The organism is Streptomyces sp. NPDC043908, from assembly GCF_056435525.1.
Genome location: NZ_JBWKEI010000003.1, coordinates 282,674 through 303,593, shown reverse-complemented (window position 1 = coordinate 303,593; position 20,920 = coordinate 282,674). Strand labels below are relative to the sequence as shown.

Genomic DNA, 20,920 nt, shown 5'->3' with positions numbered 1-20,920 from the left:
GGCGGGATGGACACACATCACCCGGCCGCACGTGGTTGCTCCCTTCTCCCCCGCCTGACGTGTTGGCCGCGGAAATTCGCTGTCCAGACACCGCAGCACGGTGATAGACACCCGGGGTGCACAAGATTCTCGATTTCCCTGACCTGCTGCGTTTGATCGACGACCGGTCGACGGCCTTCCGCGCCGCGCTTGCCGCCGCCCCCAGCCTCGACGCTCCGGTGCCGACCTGCCCGGGGTGGACGCTGTTCGATCTGGCGCAGCACCTGGGCGACGGGCGCCACGCCTGGGCCGCCACCGTCGCCGCCGGGCCCACCGCCACGGCCAAGGCGGCACCGGAAAGCCCCGCCGCGCCCCGGGAGCGCGCGGCCCTCCTGGACTGGTACACCGACTCGTCCCGGCAGCTGGTGGACGCCCTGCGGCAGGCCGGCCCGGACCGCGGCTGCTGGACGTGGTGGGAGGACTCGCAGTCGCCGAACACCTGCGGTGCGGTGGCCCGGCACCAGCTCCAGCAGGTCGCGGTACACACCTACGACGCCCAGGCCGCTTTCGGCACCCCGCTGCCGCTGCCGGAGGAGGTGGCACTGGACGGGGTCGACGAGTTCCTCCACACCTGCTGCGCCACGACGAGCGCCTGGCCGCACGAGCCCGCCGTGGTCGAGTACCACGCCACCGAAGGCCGGTCCTGGCACCTCTCGCTCTCCGCCGAGGGCGCACGCGTCACCCCCCTCACCGCGCCCGCCACCGCGGCGAACACCGCCTCGGACAAGGCCTATGCCTCCGCCCGGGGTACGGCCGGCGAGCTGGTCCTGGCCCTGTACGGCCGTATACCCATGGGCTCCCTGGAGGTCGAAGGCGACCCCCGCATCTTCGACCAGCTCCAGGAGTGGGACCCCAGCGCGTAAGGCGTGACGGTACGTCACCTCGGTTGCCCGGACGCCGTGTCCGCGGAACCGGGGCGGCGGGCCGAGGCCGAGGAGTCGTCGGCCGGCCTCGGCCGCGGGGCCGCCCGCCGCGTCAGTCGGTGACGAGGGCGAGCGTGAAGCCGTCGTACCCCTTGGAGCCGACGGTCTGCACGGTGGTGGCGGTGAGCCGCGGATGGGCGGCGATGAGCTCGGTGAAGCGGCGCACGCCCTGGACGCGGGGGTCGGTACTGGCCGGGTCGGTGACCGCACCCTCGCGGACGACGTTGTCGCCGACGATGACGCTGCCCGGGCGCGTCAACTTCAGGGCCCACTCCAGGTAGTCGGGGTTGGAGGGCTTGTCGGCGTCGATGAAGACGAGGTCGAACGGCCCGGCGCCCTCCCGCGCGAGGAGGGGAAGCGAGTCGAGGGCCTTGCCGACGCGCAGGTCGACGACGTCGCCGAGTCCCGCACGCGCGATGTTGGCGGCGGCCACGGAGGCGTACCGCTGGTCGGCCTCCAACGTCACCAGGCGCCCGCCCTCCGGGAGGGCCCGGGCGAGCCAGATGGTGCTGTACCCACCGAGCGTGCCGATCTCCAGCACCGTACGCGCCCCCCGGATTCTGGCGATCAGATGGAGCAACTTGCCCTGGTTCGGCGCGACCTGATGGGGCGGCAGACCCGCGCCGTCACTCTCCGTCGCGGCTGCGAGCAGGGGCTCGTCCTCGTCCACGAGGAGGCGGTTGAAGTACTCGTCGACGGCTGTCCAGGTCTGCTGAGACATGGTGAGTTCCCTTTCGGCACCTACTGAGTTTCCTCAAGGAACGTACTAGGAAGGCTTCTTCGGCCGCCAACGGAATGCACCGGTCCCCCGAGCCCGGCTCACCCCCGCACATGCAACCCGAACCCCCTGCGCCCCGCCCCCTCCAGCCCCTCGCGCAACCGTGCCGCCGGGATTTCGTAGTCGCCGCCGTTCTGCGGGCGGTACGGGACGGGGGTGGTCTCCTCCAGGGTCAGCAGCCTCTTCTTCCACTGCTCGGCCGCGTCCGCGAACACCTCGGGGGACATCCGCACCGCGCGGTACAGCACGAACGGGGGCAGCACCTCCATGCCGGGGTGGTAGAGGATGCCGTGCTGGATGGGGTACAGCAGGTCGTCGATCGGGCCGTTGATGCCGCGGTCGGAGTAGTGGGACTCGGGGCCGCCGACCGTCACGGACAGCATGGCGCGCTTGCCCTGGAGGGCTCCCTCGCCGAAGCGGTCGCCGTACCGCGTCTCGTTGTGCTCGCCCACGCCGTACCCGAAGCCGTAGGTGAACACCCGGTCCACCCACCCCTTGAGGATCGCGGGCATCGTGTACCACCACAGCGGGAACTGAAGGATCACGGTGTCCGCCCACCACAGTTTCTCCTGCTCGGCCCGGATGTCGGCGCTCAGCGCACCGGACTCGTAGGCACGGCCCGAATCGTGGACCACATCCAGCGGGCTGGACGCCTCGGGGCCGAAGTCTTCGGCGGCGACCGTCGGATTCCAGCGCATCGCGTACAGATCGCTCACCCGCACCTCGTGCCCCGCGCCGGTCAGCATGTCCACCGCGACGTCGGTGAGCGCGCCGTTCAGCGACTGGCGCTCGGGGTGGGCGTGCACGATGAAGACCTTCATATCCGCTCCTTGTGTCCACGGGAGTGCGACAGGGGTTGTCGTGGGTTCGATCTTCATCGGTGCCGGCCGCGCTGTTCAGGGGCGCCGTCTCCGTAGGCCGGGACTTCCTGGTACCGGCAGGGCCACCCACCGGGGGGACACGGCCGGGATACTGGAGCCATGGACGATCTCGCTGACTTCCTGCGCACACGGCGTTCCCGGGTCCTTCCCGCGAGCGTCGGCATCCCCACCGATGCGCGGCGCCGGGTGAGCGGACTGCGGCGCGAGGAGGTCGCGCACCTGTCGGGCGTGAGCGTCGACTACTACGTACGCCTGGAGCAGGGGCGGGCGCGCCAGCCTTCCGTACAGGTGCTCGACGCGCTCGCGCGGGCGCTCGGTCTGGACGACGTGGAGCGCGAGCATCTGCACCGGCTCGGCCGGCGACCGGCGCACGCTCCCCGGCGGCCGTCAGGGACGCGGTTGCGCCCCGAACTGCTGCGGGTGCTGGAGCTCGTCCCGGACGCGCCCGCGATCCTCATCGACCACCGGCTGACGATACTGGCCGCCAACCGGCTCGCCGATCTGCTCTACGGGCGGCGCGCCGAGGGGCTGAACATCGCCCGGCACGTCTTCCTTTCCGAGGAGGGGCAGAGCCTGTTCGCCGACTGGGAGGGCTGCACCCTCGACATCGTCGGCCATCTGCGCCTGTCCGCCGGCCGCCACCCCGACGACCCCGAGCTGGCCTCTCTGATCGGCGAACTCGCCATGCACAGCGAGCGTTTCCGCTGCCTGTGGGCACGGGCCGACGTCCGCACCCGAACGCATGGCCGCAAGGCGTACAACCACCCTTCGGTCGGCCACCTGGAACTGCACCAGGAGAACTTCGCCCTCCCGGACGCCATGGGCACCGAGTTGATCGTGCAGTCGGCCGCCACCGGCACCGCCGCCCACGACAACCTCCGCCTGCTCGCCAGCCTCGGCGCCACCGGCGACCCCGCCCCGGCGCGCCTTTGCCACGAACCGCGAAGCGCCACGGGCCCGGCCGACTGAGCTGCCACCGCGCGCGCTGTTCGTCATCAACACCCCTGGTCCCGCCGCTCCCCCGCGCCGGGGGCGGTGCCTGCCGACCGCCTTCGTCGGCCCGCACCACCCTCGGCCCAGGCCCTCGGCCCGCCCCCCGCAAGGGGGATCTAGCGTCCGAGCACCACGTAGAGCCCCGCCAACAGCGTCGCCAACAGAGCGCCGCACAGCGTGACCGCCACGGACGACGTGAGCAGATAGATCCCGCCGACACTGGCCGTCACACCGTTCACGAGGGCCACCACCTCGGCGGGCCGCGGGGGCCTGCCCGTGGCCCGCGCGCCGGCCTCGACCCGGCGCTTCGGCCTCTCGGTCGTCTTGCGCTGCATGATGTTCCGCCTCCTCTCCCCTCATTACTCAACAGGCCGACGATCAACGGGAGTTGTGCAATTCCGGCCACGGGGAAAAGGTCTTGAGAAAGCGCGTCCGCGCTTTGCACGGATTCGCCCCGTCGGCCGCCCTATAGACGTAACCGACGTCCCAGGGGGTGGCCGCGTGAGCCAGGAAGAGAATCCGGAGCCGCATCCCTCCGCACCGGACGGCTTCGACACCTTCTACCGCACCCACTACGCCGGCATCGTGCGCACCCTGCGCAAGGGCGGCGTGCCGTGGGAGGAGGCCGAGGACGCGGTGCAGGAGGCGATGCGCCAGATGCTGGCCAAGTGGCCCTCCGGCTACGTACGCCCCGCCGCCTGGGTCCGCAAGGCGGCGTGGAGTGCCTTCTACTCGAAGGTGGGCCGCGACCGCAGGCGGCGGGAGCTGGAGACGGTCAACGCCCTGCGGGACACCCGGGGAGCCGCGCCGGAGGCGGAGGCCGACCCGGACGAGAAGACCCGCGTACTGCTGCGGCTCGCCGGTCTGCCGCCCCGGCAGCGCGAGGTGCTGGCGCTGTACTACGACGGCTTCTCCATCGGCGAGATCACGGACCAGCTGGGCTGCAAGCCGGACACCGTACGCAGCAATCTGCGCCATGCCAAGGAAGCCCTGCGCAAGGCGCTGGAACAGGAACTGGGGCCGGAGAGCGGCCCCGACGGCATCTGACGAAAGCAGAAGGAGGTCCCCGTGTCCAAGAACGAAAAGCGGAATACCGCGGCCCGCCGAGTCCCCGCCAAGGATCGTCAGGGGCGCCGGGACCCCGCACGCGACGTGCACCCGGCCTTCCAGCGCTACCTGCACGCGGTCGACGACGAGGTAGGCCGCAACCTCACCGGCGAGGAGGTCGACCGGCGGCTGGTCCACCTGCTGCGGGCCCACGCCGCGGAACCCCTGGCCGCGCCGCCCGAGGACACCGACACGGCCCTGCTGGAACCGCGCGCGGCCTGGGCCGCCTTCGGCCGGCGCGCCGTCGTGCTGTGGCTCACGGTGGTCAGCACGGTGGGCGACCCCCGGCTGCGGCTGACCGGCGACGCCATCGACGAGATCACCGTCGAGACGGTCGCCAGGGCGCTGAGCAGTCTGCGCGACGAGTCCCCGCAACCCGAGCTGATCCCGGCTCCCCAGGATGCCTCCACCACGGTGCGGACGGTGTTCCTGAGCGAGTGCGTACGTCATCTGCCGTATGTGCACGAGTGCCACTGGCTGATGAGCGAGGACACTCCGTTCGACGGGCTCGACGACCAGTCCGGCACCCTGATCGTGCCCATGCTGTGGCAGTGCGCGACCAAGGGCCGCGCCCACACCCTGCACCGGCTCGGCCTGGACCGGTCGGGGCACGTGGACCGCGAGAGGCGCGACATCCTCAAGCTGACGCCCGCCGCGATCCGCTCCGCCGCCGCGCGCTACCCGGACGCGGTCGATCCCGCGTCCCTCCTCTGAACCCGCTGCCCCGTCCCGTTACGCAGTTTTCCGCACGCCGTCGCGCACGCCCTTCCGACCAGGACATACGGCCATGAACGATCCGCACGTGCAACAGATACTGCGCCGCTCCTACGAACTCGACCACGGCTACTACGCGGTGGGAGTGGAGCTGCTGCCCTACAAGCTGGTGGGTGTGATGGCCCAGACCGACGGCAGAGTGACGGCCAGGGCCCACAAGAACCTCACCGGGATGGAACCGCAGGACGTGGTCGGGCACATCGCCGAGCTGACCGCCCATCTGGTGGCGGACGCGCTCGGCAGCAGCTTCCCCCGCCGCCGGATCTGTCTGGGCGTCCAGCTCGGCGGGCCGGTGGACCCACGGACCGGGCTGGTGCGGCGCTACGCCAACCCTCCCGACGACCACGGCAAGGACAAACCCCCGCCCTACGCGTGGGTGGACTATCCCCTGGGCACCGCGCTGCGGGCCGCCACCGGCTGCGTCACCGCGGTGGACAACGACGCGCACGCCTTCGCCGCCTATGAGCAGCGCTTCGGTGTGGGCACGGACAGTCCCACCTTCGGTGTCGTCCTGATCCGGGACGGGGTGGGCGCGGGCATCGTCGTCGAGCACGAACGCCTGCCCATTCCGCTGGAGTTCGGTCATCTGCGCATCTCCCGGCGCGGGCGACTGTGCGACTGCGGGATGCGCGGCTGCGTCGAGAGCCAGGCCGGTGCCCGGGCGCTCACCGCCGTGGTCAGGGAGCGCACCGGCTGTCAGCGCGACGGCCTGGAGGGCGCGATCGGCCTCGCCGAGAGCGCCGAGCCGCAGGCCGTGCCGGCGCTCGGCGCCTTCCGCAGCGCGGGCGCCGCGATCGCCTTCGGCATGGGCCAGCTGCTCAGTCTCTTCGGACCCCGCCAGATGGTGGTGTACGCGGCCCGGGACCTGATCACCGCGGGACCCGGGCGGCTCGCGGCCAACGCCTTCCTGCACGAACTGCGGCGCTTCCCCGCGTACGCCTTCCTGGCGTACCGGGAGTGCCAGCTGGTCACCAAACCGCTGCAACCCGTCCTGGGCGCGCACGGCGCTGCCCTGATCGCCCTCCAGAACTGTTTCGGCGTCCGTCTCCGTTCCCGCTAGGTCCCTAGGAGCTCACCCATGGCCCTCCCCCGTTACGCCATCGGACTCGACGTCGGCGGCACCAAGATCGCGGCCGGTGTGACGGACGCACACGGCGAGGTCATCACCAAACTCGAACCGCGCCCATGCCCCGCGGCCGAGCAGGACGCCGTGCTCACCGCCGTCCTCGACGTGATCGAGGAGCTGAGAAACCTGCACAGCCCCGCCACCGATGACGGCGGTATCGCCGCGATCGGCGTCGGGGCCGCGGGGCTCGTCGACTGGCCGCAGGGCCGGATCCGCACCGCCCCCAACTCCGGCTACCGCGATGTGCCCCTGCGCGCGCTCCTCCAGGCCGCGACCGGGCTGCCCACGGTCGTCGACAACGATGCCAACACCGCCTGCTGGGCCGAATACCGCCTCGGGCACCGCGCCTCGTACATGGCGTTCCTCACCGTCGGCACCGGCGTCGGCGGCGGTGTCGTCCTCGCCGACCGGCTGTTTCGCGGGAGCTCCGGCATCGGTACGGAGATCGGCCACATGATCGTCGATCCGTACGGGTCGGAGCGGTGCGGCTGCGGGACCGTGGGCTGCCTGGAGTCCCTCGCCTCCGGAACGGCGCTCGGCCGCTACGGCGCCGCGGCCGCCGCGCTGGATCCGGGCGGAAAGCTGGCCACCCTCGCCGGGGGCGCCTCCCGGGTCACCGGGGAGACCGTCTCGACCGCCGCGGTCCAGGACGACCCGACGGCGCTCGCGCAGTTGGAGCGGCTCGGCCACTGGCTCGGCATCGGTATCGCCACCCTGGTCAACCTGTTCGATCTCCAGTTGATCGTGCTCGGCGGCGGGGCCGCCCAGGCCGGTGACCCCTTGCTCAAACCGGTCCGTACGAGCTTCGAACGCTTCGTCACCGCACGCTCCCACCGCGACCTGCCGGACATCGTGCCCGCCCGGCTGGGCACGGACGCCGGATGGATCGGAGCGGCCCTGCTGGCACTCGAACGGCAGTAGCCGCGACGGCCCGCACCTCCGCCGGGTAGGGGTGCCCATCGGCCCGGCTCACACCCGAACGGTGGTCTCGGCGGGGTGACGCTACGCATTCGGCGTAGGAGCGGTGGCCGCGGTGGTGGTCGTGGCGCACGGTGTGGTTGAGGAAGTGCGGCGTCATGCCTGTCTCCCTGATCCTCCGCCCTCTCGAACAGGAGAACCGTCTCTGATGCGTGCCACATGGACCGCTGCCGCCCTGACCGCAGCGCTCGCCCTCACCCCGGTCGCCTCCGCCGCTGCCGCCGTCCCGCGTCCCGGCTCCGACACCCCGCAGCCGGTCGCGGCCCCGGCCCTGCCCATGGATCCGCCGGTGTCGGCGCTTCCGACGGGACCGGTGACGGACCCGGCGCCCCTGGGGAAGACACAGACCCCGCTGGCGCCGCAGCTCGCGCCCGCGGCGCCCGCCGACGACGGTGGCGCCGGTGGGCTGGTGTCAATCGTGACCGGGCTGGTGAAGACCCTTCAGAACGTCCTGTCCGGCCTCCTCGGCAGTCTGTCGTCGGCCAAGCCCCCCGCGGCGCCGAGCGCGCTCACCGAGCAGGCCACGACGACCCAGCTGGTCCCCTCGGCGACGCTGGCGGAGCTCCGCAAGACGGTCGACGCCCTCCAGGCCGCCGAGAACGCCGCCCGTTCGGCTCACTGACCACCCGAGGTCCGCGTCCGGGGCGGAGCCACCGCCGCTCCGGACACGGCGCCCGTCGCGGCGCCACGCGAGGGCGTGCGGTCGGTCCGGAGGAAGCGATCCCGGCCCAGGCATGACGGGCCGGGATCGACGCGTCCGGGCCGGAGACGGCGTCAGCGCCAGCGGCTCACTTCCACGTTCTCCAGGACACCGAGGGCGTCGGGGACGAGGATCGCGGCGGAGTAGTAGGCGGTGACCAGGTACGAGATGATCGCCTGCTCGTCGATCCCCATGAACCGCACCGACAGGCTCGGCTCGATCTCGTCCGGAATCCCCTCCTGCCGCAGACCGATCACCCCCTGCTCGTCCTCACCCGTACGCATGCACAGGATCGAGGTGGTGCGCTGGGGAGAGACGGGGATCTTGCCGCACGGGAAGATGGGCACCCCGCGCCACGCGGGAATCCGGTGGCCGTTGACGTCGATCGATTCCGGGACCAGGCCGCGTTTGTTGCATTCGCGGCCGAAGGCGGCGATGGCCTTGGGGTGGGCGAGGAAGAACTTGTTGCCGCGCCGGCGCGAGAGCAGCTCGTCCATGTCGTCGGGGCTGGGCACGCCGTCGTGGGGCTGGATCCGCTGACCGTAGTCGCAGTTGGCGAGGAGGCCGAACTCGCGGTTGTTGACGAGCTCGTCCTCCTGGCGCTCGCGCAGCGCCTCGACGGTGAGCCGCAACTGCTGCTCGGTCTGGTTCATCGGCTGGTTGTACAGGTCCGCGACCCGGCTGTGGACCTTCAACACCGTCTGCGCGACCGAGAGTTCGTACTCACGCGGCGCGCCCTCGTAGTCCACGTACGTGTGCGGGATGACCGCCTCGCCGACATGGCCGGCCGACAGGTCGATGGCCGCCTCGCCGTACTTGTTGGTCCGCTGCTCCGGGATCGCCGCGAAGGCGGACAGGTGGTCGCCCAGCGAGGTCGCGCGCTCGGCGAGGTTGAGCACGTCCGCACGGCTCAGCGTGAGCACGGTGCAGGCCGTCGCCGCCCGGGCCGTGGCGTCCCAGGTGGCATCGCCCGAGACCAGGGCCTGCTCGCCCAGGTACGCCCCGTCGGCCAGGACACCGAGCACGGCCTCGCCGCCGTAGGGACCCGGGCCGACGCGCTCCACCCGGCCGTGGGCCAGCAGGTACACCGTGTCCACCGGGTCCCCGGCGGTGGCGAGGACCTCCCCGGCCGCGTACTCGCGCTGCTCGCAGCGGTTCGCCAGCTCCCCCAGCGCCGCCTCGTCCTCGAACCGGCGCAGCGCCGGCAGCTCGCCCAGCTCGGCGGGGATCACGGCCACCCGCCCGCCGGTCTGCACGAAGGTGACCTGTCCGTCGCCCACCGAGTAGCTCAGTCGCCGGTTGACCCGGTACGTACCACCCTTGACCTGCACCCACGGCAGCATGCGCAGCAGCCACCGGGAGCTGATCTCCTGCATCTGGGGAACGGACTTGGTGGTGGTCGCCAGATTCCGCGCGGCGGCGGTACCGAGACTTTGTTGTTCGCGTTCCCGGTCCACCGACTCCTGCGGACTTGCATCAACCGACATGAGGGTCCTTCCTTCGAACGGAAAACAGTCACGGACAGCCTGACCGTAAGGAAGGGAGTCCGCTACTACACGAAAGGGTTAAAGGATTCGCCCAACGCAGGGGAATGAAGCGGTATTTGGTCATTCTTCGGCGACCCGGCACAACCCGTTGGCGGGAAATCCGCGAGATTCCGGCGAATCCCCTTGACCCGATCCCCCTCTCCCCCCTCCCCGTCGTCCGCACTCACTGCCGTATCGCCGGGTCACGGATACACCAGCGACACGTCCCCGCTCTGCCCAACAGGGCCCCACGGGTGTGGAGTCGGCGTCATCACCCGGCCGGAACCGCAGGTCCGCACACCTGCGCGCACGCCAAACCCGCTGGGGCCGGTGTCACCACATCGAATGACAACGAGCCTTCCCGGCCCGCCGGTTCGCTGAACCGTCCTACGCTCATTCCCGGATCTGGAAGGAAGCCTTCCAGCCGTCCTCTTTGTCTTCTCTTTCCCGCGATGAAAGACGTGAACGGGCAATCCGCGCCCACACGATCCGCTCACCGCCAATACCGAAGAAATGACCTACCGATGACCGTGGACACCAGCCCGACGAGTGGGGACACCAGCGTGCGGCCGGAACCGCGCCCACGGCCCAGACACACCTGGGCGCGCGCACGGGCATTCTCCCGTACGGGCGCATCCGCCTCACCGATGCGGGAATCCACCTGTCGCTGACCATTCGCCGGCCGCCCCTGATGCGCGCACCCGCGTCCTGTTCCGCGCCGCGGGAGCCGGGGCCCCCGTACGCGTACGGTCCCGCTGCTTCCCGCGCTGGTGACCCATGCGCTCACGGCCGACCGCCCGGCCTTCCGGGCGCCATCGGTGTGTGCGCACCCGTCCACCCCCAGCAGTCCACCCACCCAAGGAGTCATGGATGCCCGGTCCCCCGCTCTACTCGGTGCCGACAGTGGGCCCCCAGGCCGTGGTACCGCCCGCCGCACCCGGCGAGCCACCTCCCGCGCCGGTCGACTGCCATGAGGGCGTCGCGGCCCGCGCCCAGGACTCCGCCCCGCGGGCAGACACCGCGATGCCGCACACCCCTGAGACCGGGACGGTGTGCGAGGACGAGGCGCGCGGCGATCCCCCACCGGCCGGCGAGGCGTGGGAACGGGTGCTCAGCGGGCCGAACGGCCTCGGCACCGCCGCTCTGCACCTCGCGCGGCGCGCGCAGCCGCCACCACCGTGCCGGGAGATCCCCGGCCTCTACTACCACCCCGTGCCCGAGCCCGACGCGGCGCGTGTCGCGGAGGTCAGCCGCCGGATCAAGGACTGGGCGGTCGAGGAGGTCGAGCTGTACCCGCCGGAGTGGGAAGACCAGTTCGACGGGTTCTCCCTGGGCAGATACATGGTCGCCTGCCACCCCGACGCCCCCACCATCGACCACCTGATGATCGCCACGCGGCTGATGGCCGCGGAGAACGCGGTCGACGACTGCTACTGCGAGGACCACGGGGGCTCGCCGGTCGGACTCGGCGGACGCCTCCTCCTGGCACACACCGCCCTCGACCCTCTGCACACCACGCGGGAGTACCAGGCGCCCTGGACGGAGTCACTGCACAGCGACGCCCCGCGGCGGGCCTACCGCTCGGCGATGGACTACTTCCTCCAGGCCGCCAGCGCCTCCCAGGCCGACCGGTACCGGCACGACATGGCCCGGCTGCACCTGGGCTACCTCGCCGAGGCCGCCTGGGCGCAGACGGAGTACGTGCCCGAGGTGTGGGAGTACCTGGCGATGCGGCAGTTCAACAACTTCCGCCCCTGCCCCACCATCACCGACACCGTCGGCGGCTACGAACTGCCCGCGGACCTGCACGCCCAGCCGGCCATGCAGCGGGTCATCGCCCTCGCCTCCAATGCCACCACCATCGTCAACGACCTCTACTCGTACACCAAGGAACTCGCCGCCCCCGGGCGGCACATGAACCTGCCCGTGGTGCTGGCCGAGCACGAGAACCTGGACGAGCGCAACGCGTACCTCAAGGCCATCGAGATCCACAACGATCTGATGCACGCCTACGAGGCCGAGGCCGCCGCCCTGGCTCTCGCCTGCCCCGTCCCCCAGGTCACCCGCTTCCTGCGCGGTGTGGCGGCGTGGGTCGACGGCAACCACCACTGGCACCAGACCAACACCTACCGCTACGGCCTGCCCGACTTCTGGTAAACAAGGAGACCCATCGTGCCCAAGACAGCCGAACCCGCCACCACCGCGGCCATCCCCCACCCGGCGACGCCCTACCAGGGAGACATCGCCCGCTACTGGGACCACGAGGCCCGCCCGGTGAACCTGCGCCTCGGCGACGTGGACGGTCTGTACCACCACCACTACGGCATCGGGGCCGTCGACGAATCCGCGCTCGCCCACCCCCAGGACACCGACCGCGAGGCGAAACTCATCGCCGAGCTGCACCGGCTGGAGTCCGCGCAGGCGGACCTGCTCCTGGACCACCTCGGCCCCGTCCAGCCGGACGCGCTGCTGGTGGACGCCGGCTGCGGCCGCGGTGGCTCCATGGTGATGGCCCACCAGCGCTTCGGCTGCTCGGTCCAGGGGGTCACCCTCTCCACCAAGCAGGCCGACTTCGCCAACCGGCGCGCCCACGAGCTCGGCATCGACGCGTCCGTCCGCGCCCACGTCTGCAACATGCTAGACATGCCCTTCACGAACGGGCAGGCGGCGGCCTCCTGGAACAACGAGTCGAGCATGTACGTCGACCTGCACGACCTCTTCGCCGAACACGCCCGCATCCTCGCCCCCGGCGGCCGGTACGTGACGATCACCGGGTGCTGGAACCCCGTCTACGGGCAGCCCTCGAAGTGGGTGTCCCAGATCAACGCGCACTTCGAGTGCAACATCCACTCACGCCGTGAATACCTGCGGGCCATGGCCGACAACCGCCTCGTCCCCCAGACCATCACCGACCTGACGCCGGCGACCCTGCCGTACTGGGAGCTGCGCGCCACGTCGTCCCTGACCACGGGCATCGAGGAGGCGTTCCTCAACTCCTACAAGGACGGTTCCTTCCAGTACCTCCTGATCGCCGCCGACCGCGTCTGACCCGGCCGAACAACAATTGGGGGCTCCAGCCCGGACGAGGGCGGGCATACGCACCAGCTGCCGGCTGCCCGCCCTCATGAGGGACCCAGGGCCATGGCCTCTCACCGCACCAGCGTGATCCGCTGGCGTCCGTCCCGTACGGTGACGCGGTATTCGACCTCGGTGTAGGCGGGCCACGGCCCCGTCACCGTCGGCCAGCCGAGGTCGGTGTAGGGGAGTTCGTCGCGTTGTCCGCGCGTCTTCATGAAGGCGACGCCCGTCACGAGCCGGCCCTGGGCGCCGCCTTCGCCGTCGGCGACGAGGCGCAGGAGGGCGTCATGGCCGAACGGGCCGTTGAGCGGGGTGATGACGACGGCGCCGGGGGCGGCCTGGTCGAGCCAGGGCTGCGGGACGCGGCGCACCGCGGCGGTCGAGATGATTCTCGTGTAGGGGCCTCGCTGGGGATGGCCCTGTTCCCCGTCCGCGCAGACGACGGTCGGCCGCAGCCCCAGCCGGGCGAGCCGGTCCCGGGCGAGATCGGCGAGTTCCCGGTCTATCTCCACCGTGACGAGCCGATCGGGCGGCACTCTCTGGGCCAGCACGGCGGTGCTGTAGCCGGTGCCGGTGCCGATCTCCAGGGCCGTGTCGCCGGGGCCGGGGTCGAGGTAGTGGAGCATGTCGACGACGACCGCCGGGCACGAGGCGGCCGAGGTGAACGGCTCCCGGGTCGGACCGTCCTGCGGTCGTACGCGTCCGTCGGCGACCTGGGTGATGAGGGACGCCTGCGCCGTGTAGACGGCCCGCAGCCACGAACGGGGCCGCCGCGTACGGTCGATGACCGGGTGCAGTCCGTCCTCGCGCGGGTAGGGCCACCACACCTGGTCGGGGACGAAGTGCTCGCGCGGCACCGCGAGGAACGCGGCCCGCAGCCACGGCCGTCCATGGAAGTGGCCGCATTCCTTCCCGTCGAGTTCGGCCGCGCAGCGTGCGCGCAGCTCCTGCGGGTCGACCCGGCTCGTCATGCCGGGGTGTCCGTCTAGTCCTCCTCCGGCGGGGCGGGTTCGGGCTCCGGAGCGGGGTTGCCGGGATCACCCGGTGAGCTGTGCGGCCCGCCCACCTGACCGTCCGAGTCCTGACGACTGCCCATGAGCACCTCCTGCCGAGGTGACGGCCAACTCGGTGCCGAGGCCGTCTTGTTACGCGGACGGTACCTTGGTACGGGGACGGTTTTCCAGGCAGCCCTTCACGAACAGGGCAGCTTCTGGTACGAGAGTGGCGCCGCCCGGCACGAACGCGGCGCGGCCGGGCACGAACGCGGCTGCGAGTGGCTCAGGCCGCCGCCTCGGCCGCCTGCGCGGTCAGCGCCGCGAGCAGCCAGTCGTGTGCCACGCCCGGGGTGGGTACCGGTCGGCCGTCCTCCGGGCCGGTCACCTCGGCCACCAGTTCCCAGTACCGGTCGATCCGCGGGTCCGCCGCGAGCCAGGGCCCCAGCGCGCGCCGGAAGCCGGGGGTGTCACGGGTCCGCCGGGAGGCCGCGTAGGCCGCGACGAAGCAGTCCAGCGCCTCCCCCGCGCGCGGCGCGCGTCCCCGCCGCACCTGCGCGCCCGCCAGCTCGTACGCCTCGGCCAGGCCCGCGTACAGCACGTCCGGGCGGAAGTCCGGTGAGGAGGTGTGGGCCGCGGGCTGGCAGGGCCCGCCCGCGACGCACGGCCGGGTCACGAAGGCGTTGAGCCGGGCGAAGGCGAGGACCTGGGCGGGCGCGGGGTCGTCGGGCGGTGCCGGGACCGCCACCTCCAGGAACGCGGAACGGGCGCGGGCCGGCATCCGGGGTGGCAGCCAGGCGCGCCAGAACCGCGCCAGCGGGTCCGTGCTCGGCGGGGCGGCGACCGCGCCCAGCAGCCGCAGCCGGTCGGCACGCTCGTGCGGCGCGCACTCCTGGACCAGCCGAAGCCCCGCCTCGCGCCACCGCAACGCCCTTATGCGGTCGCCCAGTTCACGCAGCTGCCCCGTGACGGCCGCCTCCAGCGCCACCCCGCCCGTACCGTCGTCCTCGTCGAGGATCCGCCGTACCTCGGGCAACGGCAGGTCGAGCGCGCGCAGCGAGCGGATCAGCCGCAGCCGGTCCAGCGCCGGCGGGCCGTACCGGCGGTGTCCGCCCGCGCTGCGGGGGGCCTCCGGCAGCAGGCCGCGGTCGGAATAGAAGCGGACGGTCTTGACGGTGACGCCGGCGTGCTCGGCGAGCTCGCCGATGCTCCACAGGCCGTCGGGGGAAAGCGGCACTTGAACCTCCCTCAGGGGGAGTTCCTACCGTACCGGTGAGCGCGGACGGCCGATCAAGGACCACGGGGGTGCCGTCCGCGCGTGACCGCACGGACCGCCGCGTACGGGGGCTTCCGGCAAGAGGGAGAGGAAAGATCCATGACCGCGTTCATCCTGGTGTCCGGTACGTTCACCGGCGGTTACGTGTGGGAGGAGACGGCGGCGCGGCTGCGCGCGGCGGGCGCCGAGGTGCACGCGCCCACCCTCACCGGGCTCGGTGAGCACCGCGAGGCCGCCGGTCCCGGCACGGACCTGGAGACGCACATCGCCGATGTGCTCGCGGTGATCGACCGCGTGGCCGGGGACCGAGACCTCGTGCTCGTCGGCCACGCGTACGGCATCCACCCCGTGCTCGGCGCCGCCGACCGGCGTGCCGGGCGCGTCACACGGATCGTGTACGTGGACGCGGGCATGCCGATGGACGGGCTGCCGGCCCTGGCCTCCGTACCCGACCAGGCACTGCGCGAGGAGCTGGCGAAGCTCGCCGAACAGGGCGGCGAGGCGGCCACCGGGACGCTCCCCGCCCCGGCCGACGCCGTCGCGTGGCGGCGGTGGGGCAGCACCGCCGGAGTCTCCGGGCGGGCGCTGGAGCGGCTGACCCGGCTCGCCGCGCCGCAACCGCTCGGCACCCTGCTGCAACCGCTCCGTCTGACGGGCGCGGTGGCGGCCGTGCCGACCAGCGCCGTGCTGTGCAGCGGCAACGGCGGCGGCATCGAGCTGCTCCAGAGCATGGTGAGCATGGGCCACTCCGCCCTTCAGGCCCTGGTCGACCCCCGGGTGTCGTTCTTCGAGCTGCCCACCGGGCACTGGCCGATGCTCTCCTGCCCCGGCGAGCTGGCCGACGCGCTGCTGGCGGCGGCCGCGGGCGAGGGCCACCGGCTGACACCTGCCGACGAACTCCCCTCGTATCTGCGGCCGTTTCCCCTGGCGGTGCCCCAGGTGCCGCGCGAGAGGAACGGGCACGTGGATCTGTACGTACCCGAGGCCGCGGGAGCGGGACCGCTGCCCGCGGTGCTGTTCGTCCATGGCGGCCCGGTGCCCGCCGACGCCAGGCCCACCCCGCGCGACTGGCCGGTGTTCGCCGGCTACGCGCGCCTCGCGGCGGGTCGGGGGGTGGTGGGCGCGGTGCTGGACCACCGGCTGCACGCGGTCAGCGACTACCCGCTCGCGGAGGCGGACGTCGCGGCGGCGGTGGAGGTGGTACGGGCCGACCCCCGGGTCGACGCGGACCGTGTCGCCTTGTGGTTCTTCTCGGGCGGCGGTCCGCTCGCCGCGCCCTGGCTGGGAGCGCGTCCGGCGTGGCTGCGCTGCCTGGCGGCCACCTATCCGGTCCTGGCACCCCTGCCGAACTGGGGCCTCGGGGAGGGCCGCTTCCGCCCGGTGGAGGCCCTGCCCGACGCGGGTGACCTGCCCATCGTGCTGACCCGGGTGGGCCTGGAGATGGCGGAGATCGCCGCGACCGTCGAGGAGTTCCTGGCCGCCGCCGAGGACTGCGGTGCCGACGTGGAGGTGGTCGACGTCCCCCACGGCCACCACGGCTTCGAGACGCGGCTGCCCGACGACGAGGCGCGTGCGGCGGTCGACCGGGCGATGGGCTCGGTGCTGGCCCATCTGCGGGCCTGAGGGCCCGGCCTCGCCGTCGCGTCGAAGGCACCGGCCGCGCCCACAGTGGGGCGCGGCCGGCTTCGAGGAGGCGGGGCGGGTGCTTCGCCGCGTGGGGGTCAGCGCCTGGTGGTCAGGCCGTACCCGTAGGGGAACAGCGGGTCGTAGTCCGCGTCACCGACGTTGATCGGCTCCTGGGCCTCGCTGCGGGGCCAGGTGACGGGGAGCTTGCCGGTGAAGGGGCGCTTGCCGAACAGGACGTCGGCGACCCCGTCGCCCTCGCTGCCCGGGAGCCAGGACATGACGAAGGCGTCCACCTTGGGCAGCTGGTCCGTGATGATCTGCGGGCGCCCGGCGACGTCGAGGACGAGGCACGTCTTGATCGCGGAGCAGACGCGGTCGATGTTCGCCCGGTCCTTGGCGGAGAGGTTCAGGGTGTTGCCGCCCTTGCCCACGTCACCGACGCCCTCCGCGTACGGGGTTTCCCCGACGACGACGATGCCGACGTCGTGCCCTGCCGTGGGGGCGCTGGCGTCGGCGCTGTAGGTGACGTTCTCGGCCTCGCGCTGGATGCCCCGCAGGATGGTGGTGCCCGGGAAGGCGGTGTTGCCGGACTGGCCCTGCCAGGTCACGGTCCAGCCGCCGGCCTGGTTGCCGAGGTCGTCGGCGTTGACTCCGGCCACGTACAGGTTCTGGGACGGCCTGAGCGGCAGGGTGTGGTGCTCGTTCTTCAGCAGCACCTGGGACTCCGCCACGGCGCGACGGGCCACCGCCCGGTGCTCGGGGGAACCGATGGTGTCGATGTTGGCCCGGTCGGTGTACGGGTGCTCGAACAGGCCGAGCCGGAACTTCGCCCGCAGGATGCGCGCCACCGCGTCGTCGATGCGGGACATCCGGACGCGGCCGGCCTCGACCTCGGCGGTGAGGGCCTGCTCGAACTGCGGGGCGTTGTACGGCTGCATGAACATGTCCATGCCCGCGTTGACGGAGGTGCGGACCTGGGTGGCGAAGTCGCCCGGCAGTTGGGTGATGGCGTCCCAGTCGCTGATGAGGAACCCTTCGAAGCCGATCTTCCGCTTCAGGACGTCGGTGAGCAGCTCCTTGCTGGCGCTCATCTTGACCGGTTTGCTGCCGGGCACGTCGGTCCACTGGACGGACGAGTACGACGGCATGACGCTGCCCACGTCATGGACCTGGACGGCGGTGACGTAGGGCGCCAGGTCGACGGCGGCGAAGCGCCGGTGGCTGGTGACGGTGGTTCCCTGGTCGATGGTGTAGTCGTTGGTGGTGGAGGTCCCGTACGTGGTGTCGCCGTCACCGGCGTAGTGCTTGACGGTGGCCAGCACCCGGTCGGGCCGGGCCAGGTCCTTCGGGCGGGTGCCCTGGAAGCCGTCGATGGCGCTTTCCATCCGCTGCACCAGCGCGGGGTCCTCGCCGAAGCTCTCGTACGTACGGCCCCACCGGTCGTCGCGGGCCACGCACACACACGGCGCGAACACCCACTGCGGGCCGGTGGCCCGGGTCTCGGTGGCCGTGATGTGCTCCTCCTCGGCCACCAGCCGGGCATCGCGCGTGGCGCCCATGCCGATGTTGTGCGGGAAGATCGTCGCGCCGACCAGGTTGCCGTTCCCGTGGACCGAGTCGATCCCGTACAGCAGCGGGATGTGCAGCCGGGTCGCGAGGGCGTGGCGCTGATATCCGTCGACCATGTCCGCCCAGGCCTCGGGCGTGTTGGGCGTGGGCGTGGAGCCGCCGCCGGACAGCAGCGAGCCGAGGTTGAGGTCGGTGATGCGGGTGGGCTCGGCGTCGACCGAGCCGCGTTCGGCCTGCGTCATCTGGCCGATCTTCTCCGCCGTCGTCATCCGGCCCAGAAGGTCGGAGACCCGGCGCGCCACGGGCAGCTCCGGGTCGAGGTACGGCAGCGCCCGGCTGTGGGAGGCGGTGGCGGCGGAGTCGGGGGCGGCCAGGGCCGGCGCCGCCGGGACCGCGGTGGCGACGAGGGCGGCGGCGGTGAGCAGGAGACCTGCCGTACGTCGTCGACGAGCGGTGCGGGGGTGCGGCGCGGGGCCGCGTAGACGCTGACGTGTCACGTGATGCTCCTTGAGTGTGGCCGCTGTGACGGTGTCATCCAACTGCGGTTTGGGAGCGCTCCCGGAAAGCGGCTACGGCGAGGCCCGCCTCCGTTGGGCAGGGATGACGGGGCCGGGCGTCACAAGCCGCTCTCCGATACATCTGATACATCCGGTACAGAAGAATCAGTACGGCGACACGCGAGCCGCATCCGCTCACCTACGCCGCAATAAATGAAGCCAGCGGCGCTGATTGCCTGTCAAGCGGTGTGCATGCGTTCACTTATCGAAGCAAAAGCGGGGCGTCGGCCCGGTGGACACCGCCGGACCGCTGGGCTGTACGACAAACCGCGGGGCCGTACGACGCCATGCACGGCAAACGACGGCGCCGCCATGAATTCACCTGTCAAACGCCGACCGCGCTCCCGGCCTGTCGGCGCAGTTCCGCCGTGGCGATGTCCAGGAAGTCCGCCACGGGATACGCGCCGTCGTCGTCCCGGACGGCCAGACAGGTCGGAACGGGCACGGCGTCCATGACGGGCACGTAGACGAGGTCCGGGCGGGAGTAGGAGTGGGTGATGCTGACCGGGACGAGGGCGATGCCCTGGCCGGACGCGACGAGCTCGAACTTCTCGTCCAGTGAGGCCGTCCGCCGCGACTTGACGTCGAGGACCGGCTCGTCTTCCAGATCGGCCGACGTGAGGGCACCGCGACCCGCCAGCGGGTGCGTCACCGGGAGGCACGCGACCTTGGTCTCGTGACCGATGGGGACGGTACGCAGCCCGGTGTCGTCGAAGGGGCCCCGCAGATACGCCACGTGCGCACGACCGTCGCGGAGCGGGGCGTCGCGCTCCTGCCAGTGCAGCGGAAGCACGTCGATCTCGACCTCCGGGTGGTTCGCGGTGAATGCCCTTATGGCATGCGAGACCTGGAGCCCCGCCGAGAAGGCGACGACGAGCCGCTGCTCGCCGCGCTGGGCCTCCCGTACGCGGCGCAGCGCCCCCTCCACCACCGTCGTAATCCGTGACGCCTCGTCATACAGGCGCTCGCCCGCGGGAGTCAGCTCGACGCTGCGCGTGGAGCGCGTGAAGAGCGGGCACCCCAGCTCCTGCTCGAACGCGCGGATCTGCCGACTGAGGACGGGCTGCGCGATGAACAGCGCCTGGGCGGCCCGGCCGAAGTGCCGGTGCTCGGCCACCGCGACGAAATAGCGGAGCTTGCGCAGATCCAGATCCATGCCGTCACGGTATCAATCGGGTCCGAAGGGTATTGGACGCCCGCCGGGGCCGCTCCGAGACTTGCGGGGTGGTCGTTCGCCGACCACCCCCGAGCTGACCTGACCACCGAGGAATCACATGAACGACACCCGCGGGACCGCTCTCATCGTCGGCGCGTCACGGACGCTGGGCCTCGGGCTCGCCGCCGAGTTCCTCCGTCGCGGCTGGGACGTCATCGGCACGGTCCGCGGCAGCGGGCGCACCGGGCTCCATGACCTGGCCGAGGACTCCGGGGGACGGCTGGCCATCGAGTCGCTGGAGATGACCGAGCCGGAGCAGATCGCGGCCCTGCGCGACCGGCTGGAGGGGCGCACCCTCGACCTGCTGTTCGTCAACGCCGCCATCACCCGCGGCGACCTCCCGATCGGCGAGGTGCCGACGGAGATGTTCACCGAGGTCATGAGCACCAACGCGCTCGGTCCGATGCGCGTGGTGGAGACCCTGGGCCCGCTCGTCGCGCCGACGGGCACCATCGGTGTCATGTCCTCCGACCAGGGGAGCATCTCCCTCAACACCCGGGGCGGCCAGGACCTGTACCGCGCGAGCAAGTCCGCGCTGAACCAGCTGATGCGCTGCTACGCCGCCCGCCGTGCCGACGACGCGCGGACGCTGCTGCTCATGGACCCGGGCTGGGTCCGCACCGGCCTCGGCGGGCCCGACGCCGAACTCAGCGTCGAGGAGAGCGTCCCCGGCGTGGCGGAGACGATCGAGCGCCAACAGGGCAAGCCCGGCCTCCACTTCCTCGATCACCAGGGGCAGGTCGTGCCCTGGTAGCGCGGAGGCCGGTCGTCGCCGCGACCG

Annotated in this window: 18 protein-coding genes and 1 pseudogene; 11 read left to right on the top strand and 8 right to left on the bottom strand. The window is 71.8% G+C overall.

The genetic code is table 11. The annotated features are described in order from the left end of the window. Window positions 1-116: 116 nt before the first annotated feature. A complete protein-coding gene (locus AC069K_RS09410; protein WP_365102258.1) occupies window positions 117-902 on the top strand; it encodes a maleylpyruvate isomerase family mycothiol-dependent enzyme in 786 nt (261 codons plus the stop codon). A gap of 112 nt (window positions 903-1,014) precedes the next feature. Here the strand turns inward: AC069K_RS09410 and AC069K_RS09405 are convergent, their stop codons facing one another. Both AC069K_RS09405 and AC069K_RS09400 read right to left on the bottom strand, forming a co-directional pair. Then, on the bottom strand, window positions 1,015-1,683 hold the full coding sequence (locus tag AC069K_RS09405) for an O-methyltransferase (protein ID WP_478613906.1): 669 nt from the start codon (window positions 1,681-1,683) through the stop codon (window positions 1,015-1,017). A gap of 98 nt (window positions 1,684-1,781) precedes the next feature. Next, a complete protein-coding gene (locus tag AC069K_RS09400) occupies window positions 1,782-2,561 on the bottom strand; it encodes an NAD(P)H-dependent oxidoreductase (protein WP_478613903.1) in 780 nt (259 codons plus the stop codon). A 159-nt stretch (window positions 2,562-2,720) separates the two neighbouring features. Here AC069K_RS09400 and AC069K_RS09395 point away from each other — a divergent pair, with 159 nt between their 5' ends. Beyond that, window positions 2,721-3,590: a helix-turn-helix transcriptional regulator gene (locus AC069K_RS09395; RefSeq protein ID WP_478613900.1), complete on the top strand. Its 870-nt coding sequence runs from the start codon at window positions 2,721-2,723 to the stop codon at window positions 3,588-3,590. Between the two features lie 140 nt (window positions 3,591-3,730). Here the strand turns inward: AC069K_RS09395 and AC069K_RS09390 are convergent, their stop codons facing one another. After that, on the bottom strand, window positions 3,731-3,949 hold the full coding sequence (locus AC069K_RS09390) for a hypothetical protein (protein WP_365102268.1): 219 nt from the start codon (window positions 3,947-3,949) through the stop codon (window positions 3,731-3,733). Between the two features lie 166 nt (window positions 3,950-4,115). Here AC069K_RS09390 and AC069K_RS09385 point away from each other — a divergent pair, with 166 nt between their 5' ends. From AC069K_RS09385 to AC069K_RS09365, 5 genes are all read left to right on the top strand, one after another. After that, complete coding sequence (locus tag AC069K_RS09385; protein WP_365102270.1) at window positions 4,116-4,661, top strand: RNA polymerase sigma factor; 546 nt, start codon at window positions 4,116-4,118, stop codon at window positions 4,659-4,661. 21 nt (window positions 4,662-4,682) lie between these two features. Beyond that, window positions 4,683-5,435 (top strand): hypothetical protein, encoded by a 753-nt coding sequence (locus AC069K_RS09380; RefSeq protein WP_365102272.1) that lies wholly within the window; start codon window positions 4,683-4,685, stop codon window positions 5,433-5,435. Window positions 5,436-5,523: 88 nt separating this feature from the next. After that, window positions 5,524-6,555: an ROK family protein gene (locus tag AC069K_RS09375; protein WP_478613895.1), complete on the top strand. Its 1,032-nt coding sequence runs from the start codon at window positions 5,524-5,526 to the stop codon at window positions 6,553-6,555. An 18-nt stretch (window positions 6,556-6,573) separates the two neighbouring features. Beyond that, on the top strand, window positions 6,574-7,542 hold the full coding sequence (locus tag AC069K_RS09370) for an ROK family protein (RefSeq protein WP_478613892.1): 969 nt from the start codon (window positions 6,574-6,576) through the stop codon (window positions 7,540-7,542). 205 nt (window positions 7,543-7,747) lie between these two features. After that, window positions 7,748-8,221 (top strand): hypothetical protein, encoded by a 474-nt coding sequence (locus tag AC069K_RS09365; protein ID WP_365102278.1) that lies wholly within the window; start codon window positions 7,748-7,750, stop codon window positions 8,219-8,221. Between the two features lie 152 nt (window positions 8,222-8,373). Here the strand turns inward: AC069K_RS09365 and AC069K_RS09360 are convergent, their stop codons facing one another. Continuing rightward, window positions 8,374-9,786 carry a family 2B encapsulin nanocompartment shell protein gene (locus tag AC069K_RS09360; protein WP_478613887.1) on the bottom strand — a complete coding sequence of 471 codons (1,413 nt, stop codon included), beginning with the start codon at window positions 9,784-9,786 and terminating at the stop codon, window positions 8,374-8,376. An 816-nt stretch (window positions 9,787-10,602) separates the two neighbouring features. Between AC069K_RS09360 and AC069K_RS09355 the strand changes: the two genes are divergently transcribed. Both AC069K_RS09355 and AC069K_RS09350 read left to right on the top strand, forming a co-directional pair. Further along, window positions 10,603-11,982: a family 2 encapsulin nanocompartment cargo protein terpene cyclase gene (locus tag AC069K_RS09355; RefSeq protein ID WP_478613884.1), complete on the top strand. Its 1,380-nt coding sequence runs from the start codon at window positions 10,603-10,605 to the stop codon at window positions 11,980-11,982. 15 nt (window positions 11,983-11,997) lie between these two features. Further along, window positions 11,998-12,873: a geranyl diphosphate 2-C-methyltransferase gene (locus AC069K_RS09350; RefSeq protein ID WP_365110684.1), complete on the top strand. Its 876-nt coding sequence runs from the start codon at window positions 11,998-12,000 to the stop codon at window positions 12,871-12,873. A 101-nt stretch (window positions 12,874-12,974) separates the two neighbouring features. Here AC069K_RS09350 and AC069K_RS09345 read toward each other — a convergent pair whose 3' ends face one another. Beyond that, window positions 12,975-13,874 carry a methyltransferase domain-containing protein gene (locus AC069K_RS09345; protein ID WP_358830881.1) on the bottom strand — a complete coding sequence of 300 codons (900 nt, stop codon included), beginning with the start codon at window positions 13,872-13,874 and terminating at the stop codon, window positions 12,975-12,977. Window positions 13,875-14,181: 307 nt separating this feature from the next. After that, on the bottom strand, window positions 14,182-15,132 hold the full coding sequence (locus tag AC069K_RS09340; protein WP_478613879.1) for a MerR family transcriptional regulator: 951 nt from the start codon (window positions 15,130-15,132) through the stop codon (window positions 14,182-14,184). A gap of 138 nt (window positions 15,133-15,270) precedes the next feature. Here AC069K_RS09340 and AC069K_RS09335 point away from each other — a divergent pair, with 138 nt between their 5' ends. Then, complete coding sequence (locus AC069K_RS09335) at window positions 15,271-16,794, top strand: alpha/beta fold hydrolase (protein WP_478613877.1); 1,524 nt, start codon at window positions 15,271-15,273, stop codon at window positions 16,792-16,794. Between the two features lie 98 nt (window positions 16,795-16,892). Here the strand turns inward: AC069K_RS09335 and AC069K_RS09330 are convergent. Next, a pseudogene (locus tag AC069K_RS09330) lies at window positions 16,893-18,830 on the bottom strand (glycoside hydrolase family 3 protein); the annotation flags it as partial. Window positions 18,831-19,248: 418 nt separating this feature from the next. After that, window positions 19,249-20,079 (bottom strand): LysR family transcriptional regulator, encoded by an 831-nt coding sequence (locus AC069K_RS09325; protein ID WP_365110671.1) that lies wholly within the window; start codon window positions 20,077-20,079, stop codon window positions 19,249-19,251. A 118-nt stretch (window positions 20,080-20,197) separates the two neighbouring features. On the opposite strand from AC069K_RS09325, the gene AC069K_RS09320 reads away from it, so the two are divergent. Further along, window positions 20,198-20,893, top strand: a complete 696-nt coding sequence (locus AC069K_RS09320; protein WP_478613873.1) for an SDR family oxidoreductase — start codon at window positions 20,198-20,200, stop codon at window positions 20,891-20,893. Window positions 20,894-20,920: the final 27 nt, after the last annotated feature.

Coding starts and splice junctions, on each gene's coding strand:
- AC069K_RS09335 (WP_478613877.1), top strand. CDS start 15,271: ATGACCGCGTTCATCCTGGTGTCCGGTACGTTCACCGGCGGTTACGTG.
- AC069K_RS09325 (WP_365110671.1), bottom strand. CDS start 20,079: ATGGATCTGGATCTGCGCAAGCTCCGCTATTTCGTCGCGGTGGCCGAG.
- AC069K_RS09365 (WP_365102278.1), top strand. CDS start 7,748: ATGCGTGCCACATGGACCGCTGCCGCCCTGACCGCAGCGCTCGCCCTC.
- AC069K_RS09320 (WP_478613873.1), top strand. CDS start 20,198: ATGAACGACACCCGCGGGACCGCTCTCATCGTCGGCGCGTCACGGACG.
- AC069K_RS09370 (WP_478613892.1), top strand. CDS start 6,574: ATGGCCCTCCCCCGTTACGCCATCGGACTCGACGTCGGCGGCACCAAG.
- AC069K_RS09400 (WP_478613903.1), bottom strand. CDS start 2,561: ATGAAGGTCTTCATCGTGCACGCCCACCCCGAGCGCCAGTCGCTGAAC.
- AC069K_RS09405 (WP_478613906.1), bottom strand. CDS start 1,683: ATGTCTCAGCAGACCTGGACAGCCGTCGACGAGTACTTCAACCGCCTC.
- AC069K_RS09360 (WP_478613887.1), bottom strand. CDS start 9,786: ATGTCGGTTGATGCAAGTCCGCAGGAGTCGGTGGACCGGGAACGCGAA.
- AC069K_RS09345 (WP_358830881.1), bottom strand. CDS start 13,874: ATGACGAGCCGGGTCGACCCGCAGGAGCTGCGCGCACGCTGCGCGGCC.
- AC069K_RS09395 (WP_478613900.1), top strand. CDS start 2,721: ATGGACGATCTCGCTGACTTCCTGCGCACACGGCGTTCCCGGGTCCTT.
- AC069K_RS09390 (WP_365102268.1), bottom strand. CDS start 3,949: ATGCAGCGCAAGACGACCGAGAGGCCGAAGCGCCGGGTCGAGGCCGGC.
- AC069K_RS09355 (WP_478613884.1), top strand. CDS start 10,603: ATGCGCTCACGGCCGACCGCCCGGCCTTCCGGGCGCCATCGGTGTGTG.